Source organism: Martinezella miluonensis (assembly GCF_900094545.1).
GTDB lineage: Bacteria > Pseudomonadota > Alphaproteobacteria > Rhizobiales > Rhizobiaceae > Rhizobium > Rhizobium miluonense.
On record NZ_FMAH01000004.1, the window covers coordinates 242,875 to 261,752 of the forward strand.

General features: G+C 59.1%; 16 protein-coding genes. 14 read left to right on the top strand and 2 right to left on the bottom strand.

From position 1 onward, the window contains the following. Positions 1-109 precede the first annotated feature (109 nt). The 13 genes from rpsB (at position 110) to lpxB (ending at position 14,027) form a co-directional block, all read left to right on the top strand. Entirely contained in the window at positions 110-877 is a 768-nt protein-coding gene (gene rpsB, locus GA0061102_RS06740; RefSeq protein WP_092845161.1) for a 30S ribosomal protein S2, read from the top strand. A gap of 377 nt (positions 878-1,254) precedes the next feature. Beyond that, the gene (gene tsf, locus GA0061102_RS06745; RefSeq protein WP_092845163.1) at positions 1,255-2,181 is read left to right on the top strand and encodes a translation elongation factor Ts; all 927 of its coding nucleotides are present in this window, start codon (positions 1,255-1,257) and stop codon (positions 2,179-2,181) included. A 135-nt stretch (positions 2,182-2,316) separates the two neighbouring features. Beyond that, the gene (pyrH, locus tag GA0061102_RS06750) at positions 2,317-3,036 is read left to right on the top strand and encodes a UMP kinase (protein ID WP_092845165.1); all 720 of its coding nucleotides are present in this window, start codon (positions 2,317-2,319) and stop codon (positions 3,034-3,036) included. A 55-nt stretch (positions 3,037-3,091) separates the two neighbouring features. Continuing rightward, a complete protein-coding gene (frr, locus tag GA0061102_RS06755) occupies positions 3,092-3,652 on the top strand; it encodes a ribosome recycling factor (RefSeq protein WP_092845167.1) in 561 nt (186 codons plus the stop codon). Positions 3,653-3,757: 105 nt separating this feature from the next. Continuing rightward, positions 3,758-4,504: an isoprenyl transferase gene (locus tag GA0061102_RS06760; RefSeq protein WP_092845169.1), complete on the top strand. Its 747-nt coding sequence runs from the start codon at positions 3,758-3,760 to the stop codon at positions 4,502-4,504. After that, complete coding sequence (locus tag GA0061102_RS06765; RefSeq protein ID WP_092845171.1) at positions 4,504-5,337, top strand: phosphatidate cytidylyltransferase; 834 nt, start codon at positions 4,504-4,506, stop codon at positions 5,335-5,337. The genes GA0061102_RS06760 and GA0061102_RS06765 overlap by 1 nt, the downstream gene beginning before the upstream one ends. Positions 5,338-5,360: 23 nt before the next feature. After that, positions 5,361-7,034, top strand: coding sequence for an RIP metalloprotease RseP (gene rseP / locus GA0061102_RS06770; RefSeq protein WP_092845173.1), 1,674 nt, complete (start codon positions 5,361-5,363; stop codon positions 7,032-7,034). A 201-nt stretch (positions 7,035-7,235) separates the two neighbouring features. Beyond that, positions 7,236-9,569: an outer membrane protein assembly factor BamA gene (gene bamA, locus GA0061102_RS06775; RefSeq protein WP_092845175.1), complete on the top strand. Its 2,334-nt coding sequence runs from the start codon at positions 7,236-7,238 to the stop codon at positions 9,567-9,569. 51 nt (positions 9,570-9,620) lie between these two features. Then, positions 9,621-10,688, top strand: a complete 1,068-nt coding sequence (gene lpxD, locus GA0061102_RS06780; RefSeq protein ID WP_092845177.1) for a UDP-3-O-(3-hydroxymyristoyl)glucosamine N-acyltransferase — start codon at positions 9,621-9,623, stop codon at positions 10,686-10,688. After that, on the top strand, positions 10,681-11,154 hold the full coding sequence (gene fabZ, locus GA0061102_RS06785; protein ID WP_092845179.1) for a 3-hydroxyacyl-ACP dehydratase FabZ: 474 nt from the start codon (positions 10,681-10,683) through the stop codon (positions 11,152-11,154). The genes lpxD and fabZ overlap by 8 nt, the downstream gene beginning before the upstream one ends. Then, the gene (gene lpxA / locus GA0061102_RS06790; RefSeq protein WP_092845181.1) at positions 11,151-11,966 is read left to right on the top strand and encodes an acyl-ACP--UDP-N-acetylglucosamine O-acyltransferase; all 816 of its coding nucleotides are present in this window, start codon (positions 11,151-11,153) and stop codon (positions 11,964-11,966) included. The genes fabZ and lpxA overlap by 4 nt, the downstream gene beginning before the upstream one ends. A 1-nt stretch (position 11,967) precedes the next feature. Next, a complete protein-coding gene (locus GA0061102_RS06795) occupies positions 11,968-12,849 on the top strand; it encodes an LpxI family protein (RefSeq protein ID WP_092845183.1) in 882 nt (293 codons plus the stop codon). Further along, complete coding sequence (gene lpxB, locus GA0061102_RS06800) at positions 12,846-14,027, top strand: lipid-A-disaccharide synthase (protein WP_092845185.1); 1,182 nt, start codon at positions 12,846-12,848, stop codon at positions 14,025-14,027. Before GA0061102_RS06795 ends, lpxB begins: the two co-directional genes overlap by 4 nt. 28 nt (positions 14,028-14,055) lie before the next feature. On the opposite strand, the gene gltA is transcribed toward lpxB, so the two are convergent. Then, positions 14,056-15,345 (bottom strand): citrate synthase, encoded by a 1,290-nt coding sequence (gene gltA / locus GA0061102_RS06805; RefSeq protein ID WP_092845187.1) that lies wholly within the window; start codon positions 15,343-15,345, stop codon positions 14,056-14,058. Between the two features lie 281 nt (positions 15,346-15,626). Here gltA and GA0061102_RS06810 point away from each other — a divergent pair, with 281 nt between their 5' ends. Then, on the top strand, positions 15,627-18,089 hold the full coding sequence (locus tag GA0061102_RS06810; protein WP_167667923.1) for a ComEC/Rec2 family competence protein: 2,463 nt from the start codon (positions 15,627-15,629) through the stop codon (positions 18,087-18,089). On the opposite strand, the gene lexA is transcribed toward GA0061102_RS06810, so the two are convergent. Continuing rightward, positions 18,070-18,792, bottom strand: coding sequence for a transcriptional repressor LexA (lexA, locus tag GA0061102_RS06815; protein WP_092845306.1), 723 nt, complete (start codon positions 18,790-18,792; stop codon positions 18,070-18,072). The two genes, GA0061102_RS06810 and lexA, sit on opposite strands and share 20 nt — an antisense overlap. Positions 18,793-18,878 lie beyond the last annotated feature (86 nt).

Genomic DNA, 18,878 nt, shown 5'->3' on the forward strand with positions numbered 1-18,878 from the left:
GTAAGGCATGGGATTGTCCGGGAGAAATCCGGATCGTTCCGCCCGGTGGCATTCTCGAAGAGGGTGCTGTTCGCCTTGCGGAGGTTCAACCGGAAAAGGATACAAAGGCATGGCATTGCCCGATTTTTCTATGCGCCAGCTTCTCGAAGCAGGTGTTCACTTCGGCCACCAGACACACCGCTGGAACCCGAAGATGAAGCCGTACATTTTCGGCGATCGTAACAACATCCACATCATCGATCTCGCTCAGACGGTTCCGTTGCTCAGCCGCGCCCTACAGGTTGTCAGCGACACCGTTGCCCGTGGCGGCCGCGTTCTGTTCGTCGGCACCAAGCGTCAGGCGTCCGAACTGATCGCCGACAGCGCCAAGCGCTCGGCCCAGTACTACGTCAACGCTCGCTGGCTCGGCGGCATGATGACCAACTGGAAGACGATCTCCAACTCGATCCAGCGTCTGCGCAAGCTCGACGAAATCCTCTCCGGCGAAGCCCAGGGCTTCACCAAGAAGGAGCGTCTGAACCTTGAGCGCGAACGCGAAAAGCTCGACAAGGCCCTCGGCGGTATCAAGGACATGGGCGGCACGCCGGACCTGATGTTCATCATCGACACCAACAAGGAAAAGATCGCGATCGACGAAGCCAAGCGCCTCGGCATCCCGGTCGTAGCCATCATCGACTCGAATTGCGATCCGGACCTGATCGACTACCCGATCCCGGGCAACGACGACGCTTCGCGCGCCATCGCTCTTTACTGCGACCTGATCTCGCGCGCTGCCATCGACGGCATCGCTCGCCAGCAGGGTGCATCCGGCCGTGATCTCGGCGCTTCCGAGGAAGCCCCGATCGAGCCGACCCTGGCGGACGGCACCGAAGCCTGATCGCGCCTCAAGGCGGGCAGTAGACTGTCCGCCCAAGCGCAATGACATCCGGGATAAGGCCGTTTGCGACTTCAACAAGTTCGAGCGGCCTTATCGCGTTTTGCATAACGCCTTGCCCGCTGCATAATTCCTTAAATCGGAATCGATTTAAGGGTAAGATTATGCAGCAGATTTAAAGCGCTACAGCGACCTTTGTGCGTCACCCGTGACGCACGGCGCTGTAGGCGGTAAATCCAGGCTTGTTCCAATCAAGAATTCCACAGTATGACGCAGCTTCATAACGCTGTCATACTTACGGGTACATTTCGTCCCTCAAATCGGTGCCGCTTCAGCTCAAAGCCGCATGCCGCACCGTATGAACCGACAAGAGGAAGCTTATGACCGAGATTACGGCTGCACTGGTGAAGGAACTGCGCGAAAAGTCTGGCGCAGGCATGATGGACTGCAAGAAGGCGCTGACCGAAACCAACGGCGATATCGAAGCAGCGATCGACTGGCTGCGCGCCAAGGGCATCTCCAAGGCCGACAAGAAGTCCGGCCGCACCGCCGCTGAAGGCCTGATCGCCATTGCTGGCGCCGGTCACAAGGCCGTTGTCGTCGAGCTCAATTCCGAAACCGACTTCGTTGCCCGTAACGATGCCTTCCAGGACCTCGCTCGCGGCATCGCCGAAGTTGCGCTGTCCACCGACGGCACTGTTGAAGCCATTTCGGCTGCGACCTATCCGGCATCCGGCAAGCCGGTCGCCGACACCATCAAGGACGCGATCGCAACCATCGGCGAGAACATGACGCTTCGTCGCTCCGCCAAGCTCGAAGTCGAGCACGGCGTCGTTGCGACCTACATCCACAACGCTGCCGGCGACGGCATCGGCAAGCTGGGCGTTCTGGTTGCTCTGAAGTCGGTCGGTGACAAGGCTGTTCTGACGTCGATCGGCCGTCAGGTTGCCATGCACATCGCTGCTACCAACCCGCTCGCTATCCGTGCCGAAGAAGTCGACGCCGCTGTCGCCGAGCGCGAACGCAACGTCTTCATCGAGCAGTCCCGCGAATCCGGCAAGCCGGAAGCCATCATCGAAAAGATGGTCGAAGGCCGTATGCGCAAGTTCTTCGAGGAAGTCGCTCTTCTCTCGCAGGCTTTCGTCATCAACCCGGACCTGACGGTTGCTGCTGCCATCAAGGAAGCTGAAAAGACCGCTGGCGCCGCGATCGAAGTCGTCGGCATGGCCCGTCTGCTCCTCGGCGAAGGCGTCGAGAAGGAAGAAACCGACTTCGCTGCCGAAGTTGCAGCTGTCGCCAAGGGCTGATTAACAAAAGAAGCCATATCCCGGTTTGGTGAAACCATATCAGGGAAAACATCAGGGCATCGCGTGACAACGCGGTGCCCTTCGTGTATCCGGCATTCACAATCATTCCCCCGGTGATCACTTCAAGGAGCTACCATGTCCCAGCCGATCTACAAGCGCGTGTTGCTCAAGGCCTCCGGTGAAGCTCTGATGGGTAGTCAGGGGTTTGGCATCGACGTTACCGTCGCGGACCGGATTGCGTCCGACATCGCGGCGGCGCGCGCCATGGGGGTCGAGGTCGGCGTCGTGGTTGGCGGCGGCAACATTTTCCGGGGTGTAGCCGTGGCTTCCAAGGGCGGCGACCGCGTGACCGGCGACCACATGGGAATGCTCGGAACCGTCATCAATGCGCTGGCGCTGGCAACCTCGCTGCGCAAGCTCGACATCGAGACCGTCGTGCTCTCGGCCATTTCCATGCCGGAGATCTGCGAGAGCTTCTCGCAGCGCGCCACGCTCTATCATCTCTCGCTGGGGCGCGTGGTGATCTTCGCGGGCGGCACGGGAAATCCGTTTTTTACCACCGATTCGGCGGCCGCACTGCGCGCCGCAGAAATGGGCGCGCAGGCCATATTCAAGGGCACGCAGGTCGACGGAATCTATTCCGCCGATCCGAAGAAGTTCCCCGATGCGGAGCGTTTCGACCATCTGACCCATAGTCAGGTGCTCGAGAAGGGGCTGGCAGTCATGGACGTCGCCGCCGTTGCGCTTGCGCGGGAAAACTCAATTCCGATCATCGTCTTCTCCATTCACGAGAAGGGCGAGTTCGCGGAAATCTTGACCGGCGGCGGCCGCAAGACCATCGTATCAGACAACTGACATTCCTGTGGCGCCGGACGAGACCGGTGTCGCCTTGTTACAGGGGAGCATAGACATGAGTGAAGCCACCGATCTCAAGGAACTGAAGCGTCGCATGGACGGCGCCATTGCGGCATTCAAGAGCGACATCGCCTCGTTGCGCACCGGGCGCGCATCCGCCAATATTTTGGATCCGGTGACGATCGAAGCCTATGGCTCGCGCATGCCGCTGAACCAGGTTGCCAACATCACCGTGCCTGAATCGCGCATGCTGACCGTATCGGTCTGGGACAAGTCGATGGTCAGCGCCGTCGAGCGCTCCATCCGCGAGTCCAATCTCGGCCTCAACCCCATCGTCGATGGCCAGAACCTGCGTATCCCGCTGCCGGAGCTCAACGAAGAGCGTCGCCGTTCGCTGGTGAAGGTCGCCCATGAATATGCCGAGAAGGCCAAGGTCGCGATTCGCCACGTCCGCCGTGACGGTATGGACGGTCTCAAGAAGTCCGAAAAGGACGGCGTGATCGGCCAGGACGAGAGCCGATCCCTCTCCGAGCGTGTGCAGAAGATGACGGATGAGACGATTTCCGAGATCGACCGCTTGCTAGCCGATAAAGAAAAGGAAATCATGCACGTCTGATCGTACGCTGGGGCGTCGCGCTTTCGGGTTGGAAACATTGAAAGCGGTGACGGCGCCCTAGATTACGAGGCCAGAGCATCTTCTGCCGAACGAAACCGGATCCAAATGTCAGCTCCTACGTTCTCTGTCGTACCTGAACACGTTGCCATCATCATGGATGGCAACGGGCGTTGGGCCAATGCGCGCGGTCTGCCGCGCACCATGGGTCATCGCAAGGGCGTGGAGGCGGTACGGGAGACGGTACGGGCAGCTGGCGATGTCGGCATAAAGTATCTGACGCTGTTTGCCTTCTCCTCGGAGAACTGGCGTCGTCCGGAGACCGAGGTGAGCGATCTGCTCGGTCTGCTCAAAGCATTCATCCGGCGAGACCTTGCCGAGCTTCATCGACAGAATGTGCGGATCCGCGTCATAGGCGACCGCAGCAATCTGCGCGGCGATATCCTGCCGCTGCTGCTCGAAGCCGAGGAAACCACGAGGAACAACACTGCTCTTACGCTGGTGATCGCGTTCAACTATGGCTCGCGCGACGAGATTGCGCGTGCCTTCGTGAGCCTGGCAAAGGATGTGGAGGCCGGGCGGCTGCGTCCGCAGGACATCGGCCCTGAGCTGGTCGGCGCGCGTTTGGATACCGCCGGCATTCCCGATCCTGACCTCATTATCCGCACGAGCGGCGAGGAGCGGCTGTCGAACTTCCTGCTTTGGCAGGCCGCCTATTCCGAATTCATGTTCATGCCGGAATACTGGCCTGATTTCAGCCGCGATCTTTTCTTTGCAGCGCTGGAGAAATATGCCGCGCGCGATCGGCGATTTGGCGGTCTTTCCGCCAAGCCGGCGGCGGCCGTGGGGTCCTGATGAGCCGCGAACTCAGGCTGCGCATCATCTCCGGCATCATCCTTGCCGTCCTTGTTCTTGCGGCCGCTTGGTATGGCGGCTTGAGTTTCCGGCTCCTGGCGGCGGCGATCAGCTTGCTTGTCTATTACGAGTGGTCGACGATATCTGACCTGCACGGAAGCGATCCGCAAGGAAATGCGCTCGGCTGGGTCGGCCTCCTCGTGATTGCCGGTGCAACCGTGACCGGCGAATCGGTCTATTCCCTCGAGGTGCTGGCTGCCTTTGTCATCGTCACCGCGATCATGGTCGCCATTCGCCAAAAGAGCTGGTGGCTGCCTGCAGGGGTGTTCTACTCCGGATTGACCGCGATCGCCCTTGCCGAGATTCGCGATGACGATCTTCGCGGCTTCGTGCTGATGCTGTTCATCTTCGCCACCGTCTGGGCAACCGATATCTTCGCCTATTTCGTCGGCCGTGCGATTGGCGGCCCAAAGCTTGCGCCGCGCATATCGCCGGGCAAGACCTGGTCGGGTGCCATAGGTGGCGCCATTGCTGCCGTCATGGCCGGAACCGCTGTCGTCTGGAGTTACTTTTCCGCCGATGGTTTGCGGATTCCGGTGCTCGCATTGGCACTGTCCGTTTGCAGCCAAATCGGCGATTTATTCGAGTCTTTCATCAAGCGCCGTTTCGGCGTGAAGGATTCCGGCCATCTGATTCCGGGCCATGGCGGCGTCATGGATCGGGTCGATGGACTAATTTTTGCTTGTTTTGCGGCGTTTTTGTTGGCTATCGTAATATCGCTGACAAAGAGCGGCGAGACCTTGTCATTGGGCGGCGTTCTGCTCGGTGTCTGAATTAATACGAACAGGATCGTTGCATGGGTAGCGCGGCTGGCTTTATCGGTTTCTTGACGAACAACGTCATTACGTTTGTTTTTGTCCTGTCGCTGCTCGTTTTCGTGCATGAGATGGGCCACTATCTGATCGGCCGTTGGTCGGGCATCCGCATCATGGCCTTTTCGATCGGCTTCGGTCCCGAGATTGCGGGATTTACCGACCGGCACGGCACGCGCTGGAAGCTTTCGCTTGTTCCACTCGGGGGCTATGTGCGCTTTTTCGGCGACGAGGATGCTTCCAGCAAGACCGACGCGGATCAGCTCGCGGCCATGACGGAAGAAGAGCGCGCCCAGTCCTTTGCCGGTGCCAAGCTCTGGAAAAGAGCGGCAACCGTTGCTGCAGGCCCGATCGCGAATTTCCTCCTCGCCATCGTCATCTTTGCCGCGCTTTTCAGTATTTATGGCCGCACTGCAGCCGATCCCGTCGTCGCCATGGTGACGCGTGATGGTGCGGCTGCCGAAGCCGGCATCGAGCCCGGCGACCGGCTGATGGCCATCGACGGCGTCAATGTCACCACGTTCGACGAGGTGCAGCGCTATGTTGGCCTGCGTCCGGGGCGCACGATCGTTCTGTCGGTCGAGCGCAACGGTCAGAAACGCGATTTCCGCATTGTTCCGAAGCTGGTCGAGGACACCGATCAATTCGGCAACAAGATGGAGATGGGCCGCATCGGCATCGCACTCGTCGATCCGCTGGTGACTACCGTCGAGCCGGCCGGACCGGCCGCCAAGGCTGGCCTCTTAACCGGAGATCGGCTGATCGCCATCGACGGCCATAATGTCGCGACCTACTACGATATCGGACGCTACGTCAGCGAACGCCCAGCCAAGAACATCGTGCTGACGGTGCAGCGCAACGGCCAAATGCGCGATTTTGCGATGGTTGCCGGGACCCTCACCGATATCGATGCTTCCGGCAACAAGAAGAATGTCGGTAGCATCGGCATTGGGCCGATCGACCCTCTGGTTGGCTCGATCGTCTCCGATAGCCCTGCCGCGGCAGCCGGTCTCGAACTCGGCGACCGCATTCTTTCCGTTGATGACCATGCAGTCGGCTCCATCGGCGAAGTGCAGCGTTTTGCCGCTTCCCACGCCGACAAGCCCATCAAGCTCTCCGTCGAGCGCAACGGCCAGACGCGCGATGTGACAGTGACGCCGAAGACGTCCGAAGAGACCGATATCTTTGGCGCGCCGGCGAAGATCGCCACCATCGGCATCACGGACGGCCAGAAGCCGCTGAAACTGCGCTACGAGGCATATGGACCGTTCCGCGCGCTTGGCGAAGGCGTGAAGCAGACCGTCAGCATCGTCTCCGGTACTTTCGAGTATCTCGGCAATGTCATCGGCGGCTACATGAAGGCCGATCAGCTTGGCGGCCCGATTCGGGTTGCGCAAATGTCGGGACAAATGGCAACCTTGGGTTTTGCTGCGGTGCTCCAGTTTGCCGCCATACTTTCTGTTTCAATAGGGTTATTAAATTTGATGCCTGTGCCGGTACTTGATGGCGGGCACTTGATGTTCTATGCGATTGAAGCCGTAAGAGGAAAACCTCTGGGTGCACGGGCGCAGGATATCGCTTTCCGAATTGGATTTGCGATGGTGCTCTCACTCATGGTGTTTGCGACATGGAATGATATTAGTTCCCGGCTGGGCTAGAGGGGCAAAGCGAGAGGAAAATTACGATTTATTTACGATGTTTCAAAGCTGTAGTGGCGAATGGGTCACGCTTTGAAATGAAGTAAACGGAAATTAACTTGCTCCCTTGCTTGTATGTCAAAAGCGGGTAAAACGACACACGTGGCCGGAATCGGGTTCGCTCGGGGCTGGGGACGACTGAAAAAAAGGTAAGAAGTGAAAATGAAGGCTGGTTCAAGATTATTGAACGCAGTGTCGGCGGTAGCGCTGTCTGCTGGTGTTGTTGCGTCGGGTGCTGGTGTTATCACCCTTGCCTCTGCCTCAGTCGCGGAAGCCGCTGTCATACAGCGGGTCGATGTCCGGGGCGCAGAACGCGTCGGGGCAACGGCTGTCCGTGACAATATCACGATTAAGCCCGGCAAGAGCTTCTCTCCCAGCGACATCGATTCTTCGGTGAAGCAGCTCTATGCCACCGGATATTTCTCCGATGTCCATATTAGCGTTTCGGGCAGCACCCTTGTCATCTCGGTCAAGGAAAACCAGCTCATCAACGCTGTGGTCTTCAACGGCAACCGCAAGATCAAGGACGACAAGCTTCAGGGCATCGTCCAGACGCACTCTGCCGGCCCGTACAACGAAGCTACCGTCCAGGCCGATATCAAGACCATCAAGGACGCCTACGCCTCCATCGGTCGTAACGATGTGCAGGTGACGACGCAGACCGCGCAGGTCGGGCAGGGCCGCCTCAACGTGGCCTTCGTCATCAATGAAGGCGATCGTACCAAGATCGACAAGATCAACTTCTCGGGCAACCAGGCTTACGGCAGCGGCCGTCTTGCTTCGGTGATCAGCACCAAGAAGAGCAACTTCCTGTCGTTCCTGACCCGTAAGGACGTCTACAGCCCGGATCGCCAGCAGGCCGACCAGGACGCTCTGCGCCAGTTCTACTACAATCACGGCTATGCGGACTTCCGCATCGTGAGCGCGGATGCGACGCTGAACGAGCAGAGCAACGAATACACGCTGAACTTCAATGTCGATGAAGGTCCGCGCTACACCTATGGCGATATCAACGTCGTTTCGACGGTCGACGGCATCAACGCCGACGAGCTGAAAGGTCTCGTTATCACCCAGAAGGGCTCTGTTTACAGCGCCAAGGATATCCAGACCTCGATCGAGAACATTTCCAAGCGCGTAGCTTCCGCCGGTTATCCGTTCGCCCGCATCACGCCGCGCGGCAACCGCGATCTGACTGGCCACACGATCGGTATCGAATATCTGGTCGACCAGGGCGAGCGTGCCTATGTCGAGCGTATCGAAATCCGCGGCAACACCCGCACGCGCGATTACGTCATCCGTCGCGAGTTCGATCTCAACGAAGGCGATGCGTTCAACCAGGAAATGATCACGCGCGCCAAGCGTCGCCTCGATGCGCTTGGTTACTTCACGAAGGTCGATGTTTCGACGGCACAGGGCAGTGCTCCGGATCGTGTCGTCGTAATCGTCAACGTCGAAGACCAGCCGACCGGCTCGTTCGGGATCGGTGCTGGTTACGCTGTCGGCAACAACGGCGGTCTGCTGCTGGAAGCCTCGGTTGAAGAAAAGAACTTCCTCGGCCGCGGTCAGTACATCCGCGTCGCCGCAGGTGCCGGTACGGAAGGCAATCGTACCTACAATATCTCGTTCACCGAGCCCTACTTCCTCGGTTATCGTCTGGCTGCCGGTTTTGATATCTTCAAGAACCAGACCTCGAGCGACGACTTCTACGACTATTCGGAAGAAGGCTTCTCGCTGCGCGTCACTGCGCCGATCACCGAGAACCTGGCGACGACCCTGCGCTACAACTACAAGCGTCTGACCTATGATGGCACGAATGATTGGCAGAACAATCTTTCGGCTCCGTATCTGAATCTTGTCAATAACGGTCCTTGGACCCAGTCGACGGTTTCGCAGACCTTTACCTACAACACGCTGGACGACCAGAATCTGCCGCGTGAAGGTCTCATCGCCAAGTTCACGCATGAATTTGCAGGCCTCGGCGGCGACTCCAACTTCTACAAGTTGAGCGGCAAGGCTCGTTACTACCACATGATCAGCGACGAAGCCGATATCATCGGCTCGCTGACGGTCGGTGCGGGTTACGTGATGCCGACGGATGGCAAGCTGAACGTTTTCGATCAGTTCACCCTCGGTGGTCGTGAAATCCGCGGCTTCGAGAATGCTGGTATCGGCCCGCGTTCGTCGCATGGCGACCCGCTCGGTGGTACGACCTACTTCACCGCTTCGGCTGAAGCGAGCATGCCGATGCCGGGCGTCCCGCAGGATATCGGCCTTCGCATAGCAGCTTTCGCTGATGCAGGTACGCTTTATGGCAATAAGGCAAACCTCTTCGGTGATACGCTGAACAACGACAGCTCGCTTCGAGCTTCGCTCGGTGCTGGTCTGATCTGGTCTTCGCCGTTCGGTGTTATCCGTGTCGACTACGCAGTGCCGGTCGCCAAGGAAAGCTACGACAAGGTTCAGAATTTCCGGTTTGGCATCGCCAATCAGTTCTGATATCGGCAGTCCAGAACTGCGGGCTTGAACACCGTTCTGGAGCTGGTGCTTATGGAACATACTGGTTTTTTCCCACCCCATGGTGGCGTCAGCTTGAAACAACTGGCTGTACATCTTGGGGTGGAGCTTGCTGATGAGGCCTCTTCGGAGGTCGTCATCAGATCGATTGCTCCCGTCTATCGCGCAGGCGAGGGCGATATTTGCTACATTCTTTCTCGGAAGAATCGCGCTGAGCTGGAGACCTGCAAGGCTTCGGCAATCATCTGTTTGCCGGCGCTGAAGTCTTTCATCCCCGAGCATATTCCGGTGCTTCTATCCAAAAAGCCGCATACGGATTTTGCGCTTGCCGGTGCGTTGCTGCATCCGGAAGCAATGCGCCCCGTTACGTTCACGTCTAATCCGGCGACCGTATCGCCCGCAGCGGTAATCGATGCGACGGCGAAGCTGGAGGCCAATGTTGGCGTCGAGCCTGGTGCGGTCATCGGTGCGGGCGCTGAGATCGGCGAGGGGACCTATATCGGCGCCAATGCCCTTATCGGGCCGGGCGTGAAGATCGGACGCAATTGCAGCATCGGCGGCGGCGCGAGCGTGCTCTGCGCATATCTCGGCAATGGTGTCATCATCCACAATGGCGCGCGCATCGGTCAGGATGGCTTCGGCTATGCGCCGGGGCCGCGCGGCATGATCAAGATCGTGCAGATTGGCCGGGTCATCATCCAGGACAACGTCGAGATCGGCGCCAATACGACGATCGACCGGGGCACGATGGATGACACCGTGATCGGTGAGGGCACCAAGATCGACAACCAGGTGCAGATCGGACATAACGTCCGCATCGGTCGCCACTGTGCTATCGTCAGTCAGGTCGGTATCGCCGGCAGTACGGTGGTTGGCGATGGTGTGCAGATCGGTGGCCAGGCTGGCCTCAACGGGCATATCCACATCGGCGACGGCGTGCAGATCGGCGCCAAGAGTGGTGTTATGAATGATATTCCGGCGGGCGAGCGCTATGCTGGTCTTCCAGCGCGGCCGCTATGGGATTTTCTGAGAGAGTCGGCGGAGATCGCGAAGCGGTCAGGAGCCAGAGACAAGAAAGACGGGAGTGCGGAGCATGACTGAGGAAGCCAAGACGTCATTGTCGTCGGCCGATGTTCTGGAAATAATGAAGCTGTTGCCGCATCGCTATCCTTTCCTGATGGTCGACAAGATCATCGAGATCGATAGCGATAACTCCGCGATCGGCATCAAGAACGTAACGGCGAATGAGCCGCAATTCACCGGACATTTCCCGGGGTCGCCTATCATGCCGGGCGTTTTGCTCATTGAAGGCATGGCGCAAACGGCCGGTGCGATCTGTGCACGGAAAGATGGTATCGGCGGAAATCTCGTCTACTTCATGACGATCGACAACGCCCGTTTCCGCAAACCGGTTGTTCCGGGTGATCGTGTCGAATTTCATGTTGCCAAGCTGAAGCAGCGCGGTACCATCTGGAAATTCCATTGCGACGCCAAGGTCGATGGCAACCTGGTTGCCGAAGCGGATATCGGGGCGATGATCGTGCGGAAGGATCAGAACGAAGCATGAGCAGCATCGCAAAAAGCGCGCGCATCCATAAGCTCGCGGTCGTTGAGGATGGTGCCGTCGTTGGTGAGAATGTCGTGCTCGGGCCCTTTTGCCACGTTGGCCCCAAGGTTGTGCTGCATGACGATGTTCATTTGCTGACACATGCCGTTGTTACCGGTCGCACGACGATCGGCAAGGGAACGAAGATATTCCCGATGGCGGTTGTCGGCGGCGACCCGCAAAGCGTTCACCACGGCGGCGAAGAGACGACGCTGGATGTCGGTGAGAACTGCACGATCCGCGAGGGTGTGACGATGAACACCGGCACGACCGATTTCGGCGGCAAGACGATTGTTGGCAACAACAATCTGTTCCTGGCCAATTCGCATGTGGCGCATGATTGCCGCGTCGGCAATCATGTCATCATGTCGAACAACGTCATGCTGGCAGGACATGTGGTCGTTGAAGACCGGGCCATCCTCGGAGGCGGCTGCGCAGTGCATCAGTTTACCCGCATCGGCCGGCAAGCCTTCGTCGGCGGGCTTTCTGCCGCAAGTTACGATGTCATTCCCTATGGCATGCTGAACGGAAATCCGGGCGTACTTTCCGGTCTCAACATCGTCGGCATGACGCGTGCGGGCATAGACCGTGCGGTCATTCACCGGGTTCGACGTGCCTACAAGAGCATTTTCGAGGGCGAAGGTTCGATTAGGGACAATGCAGCGGCGATCCGCGAGGAGTATGCCGATTGCAAGGAGGCGATGGAGATCCTTGATTTCATCGCAGCCGAAAGCGATCGCGCGCTGTCGTCCCCCAATCGCGGCAAGAGCTGACGTGGTTTCGGCCAGCCAAAACGGCGGGGGCAGACTGGCGATCATCGCAGGCAGTGGCTTTTTGCCCGTTTATGTCGCCGAGGCCGCCCGTCAGGCTGGCGAAGACCCGGTCGTCATCGCGCTGACGAATGAGGCGGATCGTGATTGGTCCAGCTTCGATCACGCCAATCTCGGTGTCGGTAACTTTGCCGGACTTGAAGCAACGTTTCGTCGTTACGGCGTGGATCGTGTCGTCATGTCCGGCGGCGTGGCGCGGCGTCCTGCCTGGCGCGAAGTGCATCCGACTTGGCGCGTCATCAAGGAATTGCCCCAGACTATACGAACGCTCCTTTCGGGCGGCGATAATGCCGTTCTGCAAATGGTCATTCGTCTGATCGAGGCCGGCGGCGTTCGCGTCGTGGGCGCGCATGAAATTGCCCCCGATTTACTGGCGACCACGGGCCTTCTGGGCCGGTTTTCCCCGTCGGATGAGGATCTGCGCGATATCGCGCAGGGTGCCAAAGCGGCCGATGCGCTCGGACTTCTGGACATCGGGCAGGGCGCAGTCAGCGTCGGTGGTCGGGTCGTCGCGCTCGAGGGTGCCGAGGGCACCGATAAGATGATCGAGCGTGTTGCCGAACTGCGCGCCGAAGGGCGCATATCGAGGCGCCGTCGTGGCGTACTGGTCAAGCTTTGCAAGCCGCAGCAGGATGTTCGTGCCGATCTGCCGTCGATCGGCGTCTCGACCGTGCTCAACGCCAAGAAGGCAGGGCTTGCCGGCGTCGCGGTCGAGGCCGGCAGGGCACTGGTTCTTGACCGCGAGGCCGTGATTGCGGCGGCAGACGACGCGGGCATTTTCGTCTGCGGGATCGACCGAGGATTGAGCGCAGGGAGCTTCTTTTGAGCGGAGCGCCTCTGAAACTTGCCGTCATAGCGGGAGAGGTTTCCGGCGACCTGCTGGGTGGCGATCTCGTTGCTGCGCTGAAGCGACAATATGACGGCCCTGTGGAGTTGATCGGCGTCGGTGGCGAGGCGCTGGAGGCCCAGGGTCTCCGGTCGCTGTTCGATTATTCCGAGCTCTCGATCATGGGCTTCATCCAGGTGATCAAGCGCCTGCCGAAGCTGCTGGCCCGCATCCGGCAGACGGCTGATGCCATCATCGCCGCGAAACCCGACATTCTCCTCATTATCGACAGCCCGGATTTCACGCATCGCGTGGCGAAAAGGGTGCGCAAGGTGCTCCCTGATCTGCCGATCGTCAACTACGTCTGCCCTAGTGTATGGGCGTGGAAGGAATATCGCGCGCAGAAAATGCTCGCCTATGTCGATCATGTGCTGGCGGTGCTCCCGTTCGAGCCGGAAGCCATGCAACGGCTGGGCGGCCCGGCGACGACCTATGTCGGCCATCGGCTGACTGTCGATGCCGATCTGCTCGAGACACGCCGGCAGCGCGCACTGCGCGATATAAAGGCGGGAAGCGACCTGAAGACCGTGCTTCTCCTGCCCGGCTCGCGTGGCTCGGAAATACGCCAGCTTCTGCCTGTTTTTGAGCGGGCTACCGAAGAGCTTAGCCGGAGAAACGATAACGTACGCTATCTGCTACCGACTGTGCCGAAGCAGGAGGCTCTGGTGCGTTCTCTGCTTGAGAGCTGGAGTGCCAAGCCGGAAGTTCTTGTCGGCCAGCGTGCAAAGTGGCAAGCATTCGCTCTCGCTGATGCCGCAATGGCTGCATCAGGCACGGTGATCCTGGAGTTGGGTCTGGCCGGCGTTCCCGTCGTTTCGACTTACAAGACGGAGTGGCTCGCCAGGTTAGTGATGTCGCGCATCAAGGTATGGACGGCAGCTCTGCCGAACCTCATTGTCGACTACGCCGTCCTGCCCGAGCTCATCAATGATGTCTTGCGGCCCGGCCTGCTTGCCCGATACATGGAGCGTCTTTCGACCGACACTCCCGAGCAAGCGGCAATGCTTGCCGGTTACGATCTGGTCTGGCAGCGCATGCAGACGGAGGAGCCGCCCGGCGACAAGGCGGCGGCAATCGTTCTTGAGGTCTTGTCCAACAAAAAAGCCGGTCATTTCTGACCGGCTTTTCTAATGTTATTTCCGAGGCTTAACGCTTGGAAACCGGAACGTATTCGCGCAGCGGTGCGCCCGTGTAGAGCTGGCGCGGACGGCCGATGCGCTGATGCGGATCCTCGATCATCTCGTTCCACTGAGCGATCCAGCCGACGGTGCGGGCGAGAGCGAACAGAACGGTGAACATGGTCGTGGGGAAGCCCAGAGCCTTCAGCGTGATGCCGGAGTAGAAGTCGACGTTCGGATAGAGCTTCTTCTCGATGAAGTACTCATCGGTGAGTGCGATGCGCTCGAGCTCGATTGCGATGTCGAGCAGCGGATCGTCCTTGATGCCGAGTTCGCCGAGAACTTCGTGCGCCGTCTTCTGCATGATCTTGGCGCGCGGGTCGTAGTTCTTGTAAACGCGGTGACCGAAGCCCATCAGACGGAACGGGTCGTTCTTGTCCTTGGCGCGGGCAATGTATTCCGGAATGCGGTCGACCGAGCCGATTTCGCTGAGCATATTGAGCGCAGCTTCGTTGGCGCCGCCGTGAGCCGGGCCCCAGAGGCAGGCAATGCCCGCTGCGATACAGGCGAACGGATTGGCACCCGACGAGCCGGCCAAGCGAACCGTCGAGGTCGATGCATTCTGCTCGTGGTCGGCATGCAGGATGAAGATGCGGTCCATGGCGCGCGCCAGCACCGGATTGACCACGTATTCTTCGCAAGGAACGGCAAAGCACATGCGCAGGAAGTTCGATGCGTAGTCGAGATCGTTCTTCGGATAAACGAAGGGCTGGCCGATATGGTACTTGTAGGCCATGGCGGCGAGCGTCGGCATTTTGGCGATCATGCGCAGGCTTGCGACCATGCGCTGATGCGGATCGGTGATATCGGTCGAGTCATGGTAGAAGGCCGACAGAGCGCCAACGCAGCCGCACATGACGGCCATCGGATGCGCATCGCGGCGGAAACCGGTGAAGAAACGCGACATCTGCTCATGCACCATGGTGTGGTGCACGACCCGATAGTCGAAGTCCTTTTTCTGAGCTGCCGTCGGCAGTTCGCCGTAAAGGAGCAGGTAGCAGACTTCGAGAAAATCGCCGTGTTCGGCCAGCTGGTCGATCGGATAGCCGCGGTGCAGGAGAACGCCTTCGTCGCCATCAATATAGGTGATGCTGGACTCGCACGACGCCGTCGAGGTGAAGCCAGGATCATAGGTGAAAGTGGAGGTGTTCTTATAAAGGGCACCAATATCAATGACACTTGGGCCGATGGTTCCGGTTTTGACCGGCAAGTCCACCGTCTTTTCGCCCCAAGTTAGTTTCGCGCTTTGTTCCGTCATGCTGATCCTCCAAGATTTGGCGGGATTGACGCCATAAAAAGCGCCAAAAGGTTAAGCGACTACCGACTAGCTATATGATCCAGAGCCTAATGCCAAGTTATCCCAATGCCGAATTGTGCATTGCAGTATCAACTTTTGGGCACTGCACTAGGGCCATGGGTTATTCTGCTAAGCGCATTCAGCTCCGTTTAGCCACGATCGCGATGATTTTGGTTGAATTCACCGAACGGTGACGGCAAAAATCGCGCGAAAGCTGTAGTTTTGCGTGGGGCAGGCGGCGAATGCCTAATTTGGAGGCACCGGAGCAGCAGGAGGATGGCCAGGATCTTGTTCTGCCATCGCGGCATCGCCGTGCCATCGCCACAGTCGTCTTTCGTGCCAAAGCTGAGCAACGGGAGCGGACGCAGGACCATGCTCCCCTGTCAGGGCGGCTCTACCTGGCGCTCAATCACATACGAGTCGTTATTGGACGCCTTATCGAAGAGGAGGCAGCGCACGGCCGCGCCATCCTGTTCGCGCCGATCTATATGGGCCTGGGTGCGATCTTCTGGTTCACGCTCGCCAGCGATCCGCCCCCGCAGACTATCCTGGTCGGGTTTCTGCTGCTGACGGGTGGCTTTCTTTTCAGGCGGGAATCCGGCCGGCTGGTTCGGCATCTGCTGTTCGCCGGCATGCTGATAAGTCTCGGTATGGCCTTGGCGCAGCTGGAGAGTTGGCGGGCATCGACCGTCATGCTCGATTCGGCGGTGACGACGACCGTGACCGGCCGGGTCGAAAGACGCGAAACCTACGACAACGGTCGATGGAGATACGTCGTCAAAGTCGAGGCGACGGAGAAGCCGTCCGTTCACAGGCCGCCGGAACGCGTGACGATCTTCGTGCGCAAGCAGGCGGAACCGTTCAATCTCGGCGATCGTATTCAGGGCAGGGCGCGCCTGACGCCGCCGGCAGGCCCTGCGCTGCCTCGCCTCAACGATTTCGCATTCAGCTCCTACTTTAACGGCATCGGTGCGAATGGCTTTGCCTACGGAACCCTGACATTGTTGTCTCCGAACGGTGATGCTGCGGAAAACTCGCTGCTGGATAAGGCGGATATCTGGCTTGCCGGCCTTCGCAACAGCATAGGCGACAGGATCAGACGGACCTTGCCTGGTGATGCCGGCGCCTTTGCAGCGGCACTTGTCACCGATGAGAGACGAGCGATTTCGGATGATACGACCGAGGCGCTGCGAGTTGCCGGGCTGACCCACATCATTGCCATTTCCGGCCTGAACATGGCGCTTTCGGCCGGCATCTTCTATGTCGGCCTGCGATACCTGTTCAGCCTGTTCCCAGGTCTGGTTCAGGCGTGGCCAACCAAGAAGATCGCCGCGTTCGGCGCGCTGGTTACAGTGACCGCCTATTACCTAATTTCCGGCTTCGGCGTGTCGGCCGAGCGGGCTTTCATCATGATGGCGATCATGCTGGTTGCGGTCCTGCTCGACCGGCCGTCGATCAGTCTCCGCAATGTGGCGCTCTCTGCGATTGTCATTCTCGTTCTCTCACCATCGCAGGTGCTCGGGCCGAGCTTTCAGATGTCCTATGCCGCAACGCTGGCGCTGGTGTCGGGCTACACGCTCTGGAAACGAAGGCGGCATCGTGAAAACATCCTTTCACGGTCGAAGTTCCTGAGTCCGCTGCTGTTCGTTTCGCGTTTCTTCGGCGGCATATTATCGACCTCGTTCATCGGTGGCGCTTCGACCGCGATCTTCTCGATAGAGTATTTTCACCGACTGGCGACATACGGCCTTGCCGCCAATCTTGCCGCCATGCCTATTGTCTCCTTTATCGTCATGCCATTCGGCATGGTCGCCATGCTGCTCATGCCTTTCGGCCTCGACGGGCCATTCTGGAAAGTCACCGGCGAGGGACTGGAGCTCGTCATCCTTGTTGCCAAGACACCTGCCGGCTGGGGCGGCGATATCACGTTCGGACGCCAGCCGGCATGGTTGATGCCGACGTTCATCGCCGGCTTTCTGATCATGAGTGTGCTGCGAACCAGGCTGCGCCATCTGGGCTTCGTCTTGCTGCTTGCGACGATTGGCGCGGCGGCATTCGGCTCCGGCGTGCAGAAGCCTGATCTGATGATCTCCGAGGACGGTGCCCTGGTTGCTCTCAGGCAGGACGGGATATTGGCGACTAATCGTGAAAGACCACAGACCTTTATTTTCGAGCAATGGCAGAAGGCACTGGTTGCAGCTGAGCACCAGCCTCCAACGATCCTTCCTGCCGATAGCCGGCTTCCTCAGGTCAGCAAGAAGGAGCGCCGTCGCCGATTAAGCGCGGACGAACAGAAGGCGGTACGCAAGGCAATGGGAGAGGCCCTCGATCAGACGATGCAGGGGAGCTTCGCCTGCCAGAAAGGCGCATGGTGCGTTGCAATGCTTGAGAATGGGACCATTCTGGTCACCATCGAAAACGCAGCCTATCTGCCACCGGCCTGCGATACGGCCAATATCGTCGTGACAGCGATACGCCTGCGTCTCGACCGCTGCCGCTCAGGCGCGATGCTCTTTACCGGCGCGACGTTGCGGCGAAGCGGATCAGTCGAAATGGACCTGCGCGGCGACATCCCTATCGTCTCCACAGCATTCGAAAATCCTCAGCGCCCATGGACCCGGCATCGGACCTACGATTGGCGCACCGGAACGTTCGGTGCTCCCATCGGATCGCGGCCATCACCGGCTAGTGATAACGGCGAATAAGGCCGACCAGCTTTCCCTGAACCTTGACCCGGTCAGGCCCGAAGATACGGGTCTCGTAGGCCGGATTGGCGGCTTCGAGAGCGATCGAGGCGCCTTTGCGGCGGAAGCGCTTCAGCGTTGCCTCTTCATCGTCGACGAGAGCGACGACGATATCGCCCGGATTGGCAGTCGTCGAATTGCGGATAATGACCGTATCGCCATCGAAAATGCCGGCATCGATCATCGAATCGCCCCGTACTTCCAAGGCATAGTGATCGCCTGCACCAAGCATGTCGGCGGGAACGGTTATATCATGCGTATTGTTCTGAATGGCCGAGATCGGAACGCCTGCCGCGATGCGGCCCATGACCGGCACGGATACCGCACTATTGTGATCGTCATTTGCCACTTTCGGTGGAGCCGGCGGGGCAACGGGCTGGGGCTTGCCAAGGCTGCCTTCGATGACGCTCGGCGAAAAGCCGCGTCGCTGCTGCAAACTCGAATTATAGGCATCCGGCAGCTTGATGACTTCAAGCGCCCTGGCGCGATTCGGCAGTCGGCGGATGAAGCCGCGCTCCTCGAGCGCCGTGATCAGCCGGTGAATTCCGGACTTCGATGCAAGATCCAGCGCATCCTTCATCTCGTCGAAAGATGGTGGAACACCGGACTCCTTCATGCGTTCGTGAATGAAGAGAAGCAGTTCCTGCTGCTTGCGCGTCAACATCGTCTTGGAACCCCAGATCAAGAAAAAGTCGTGAAACAAATCCAGAACGGACACTATATGTTCCATATGTGTTCCGCAAGTGCTTA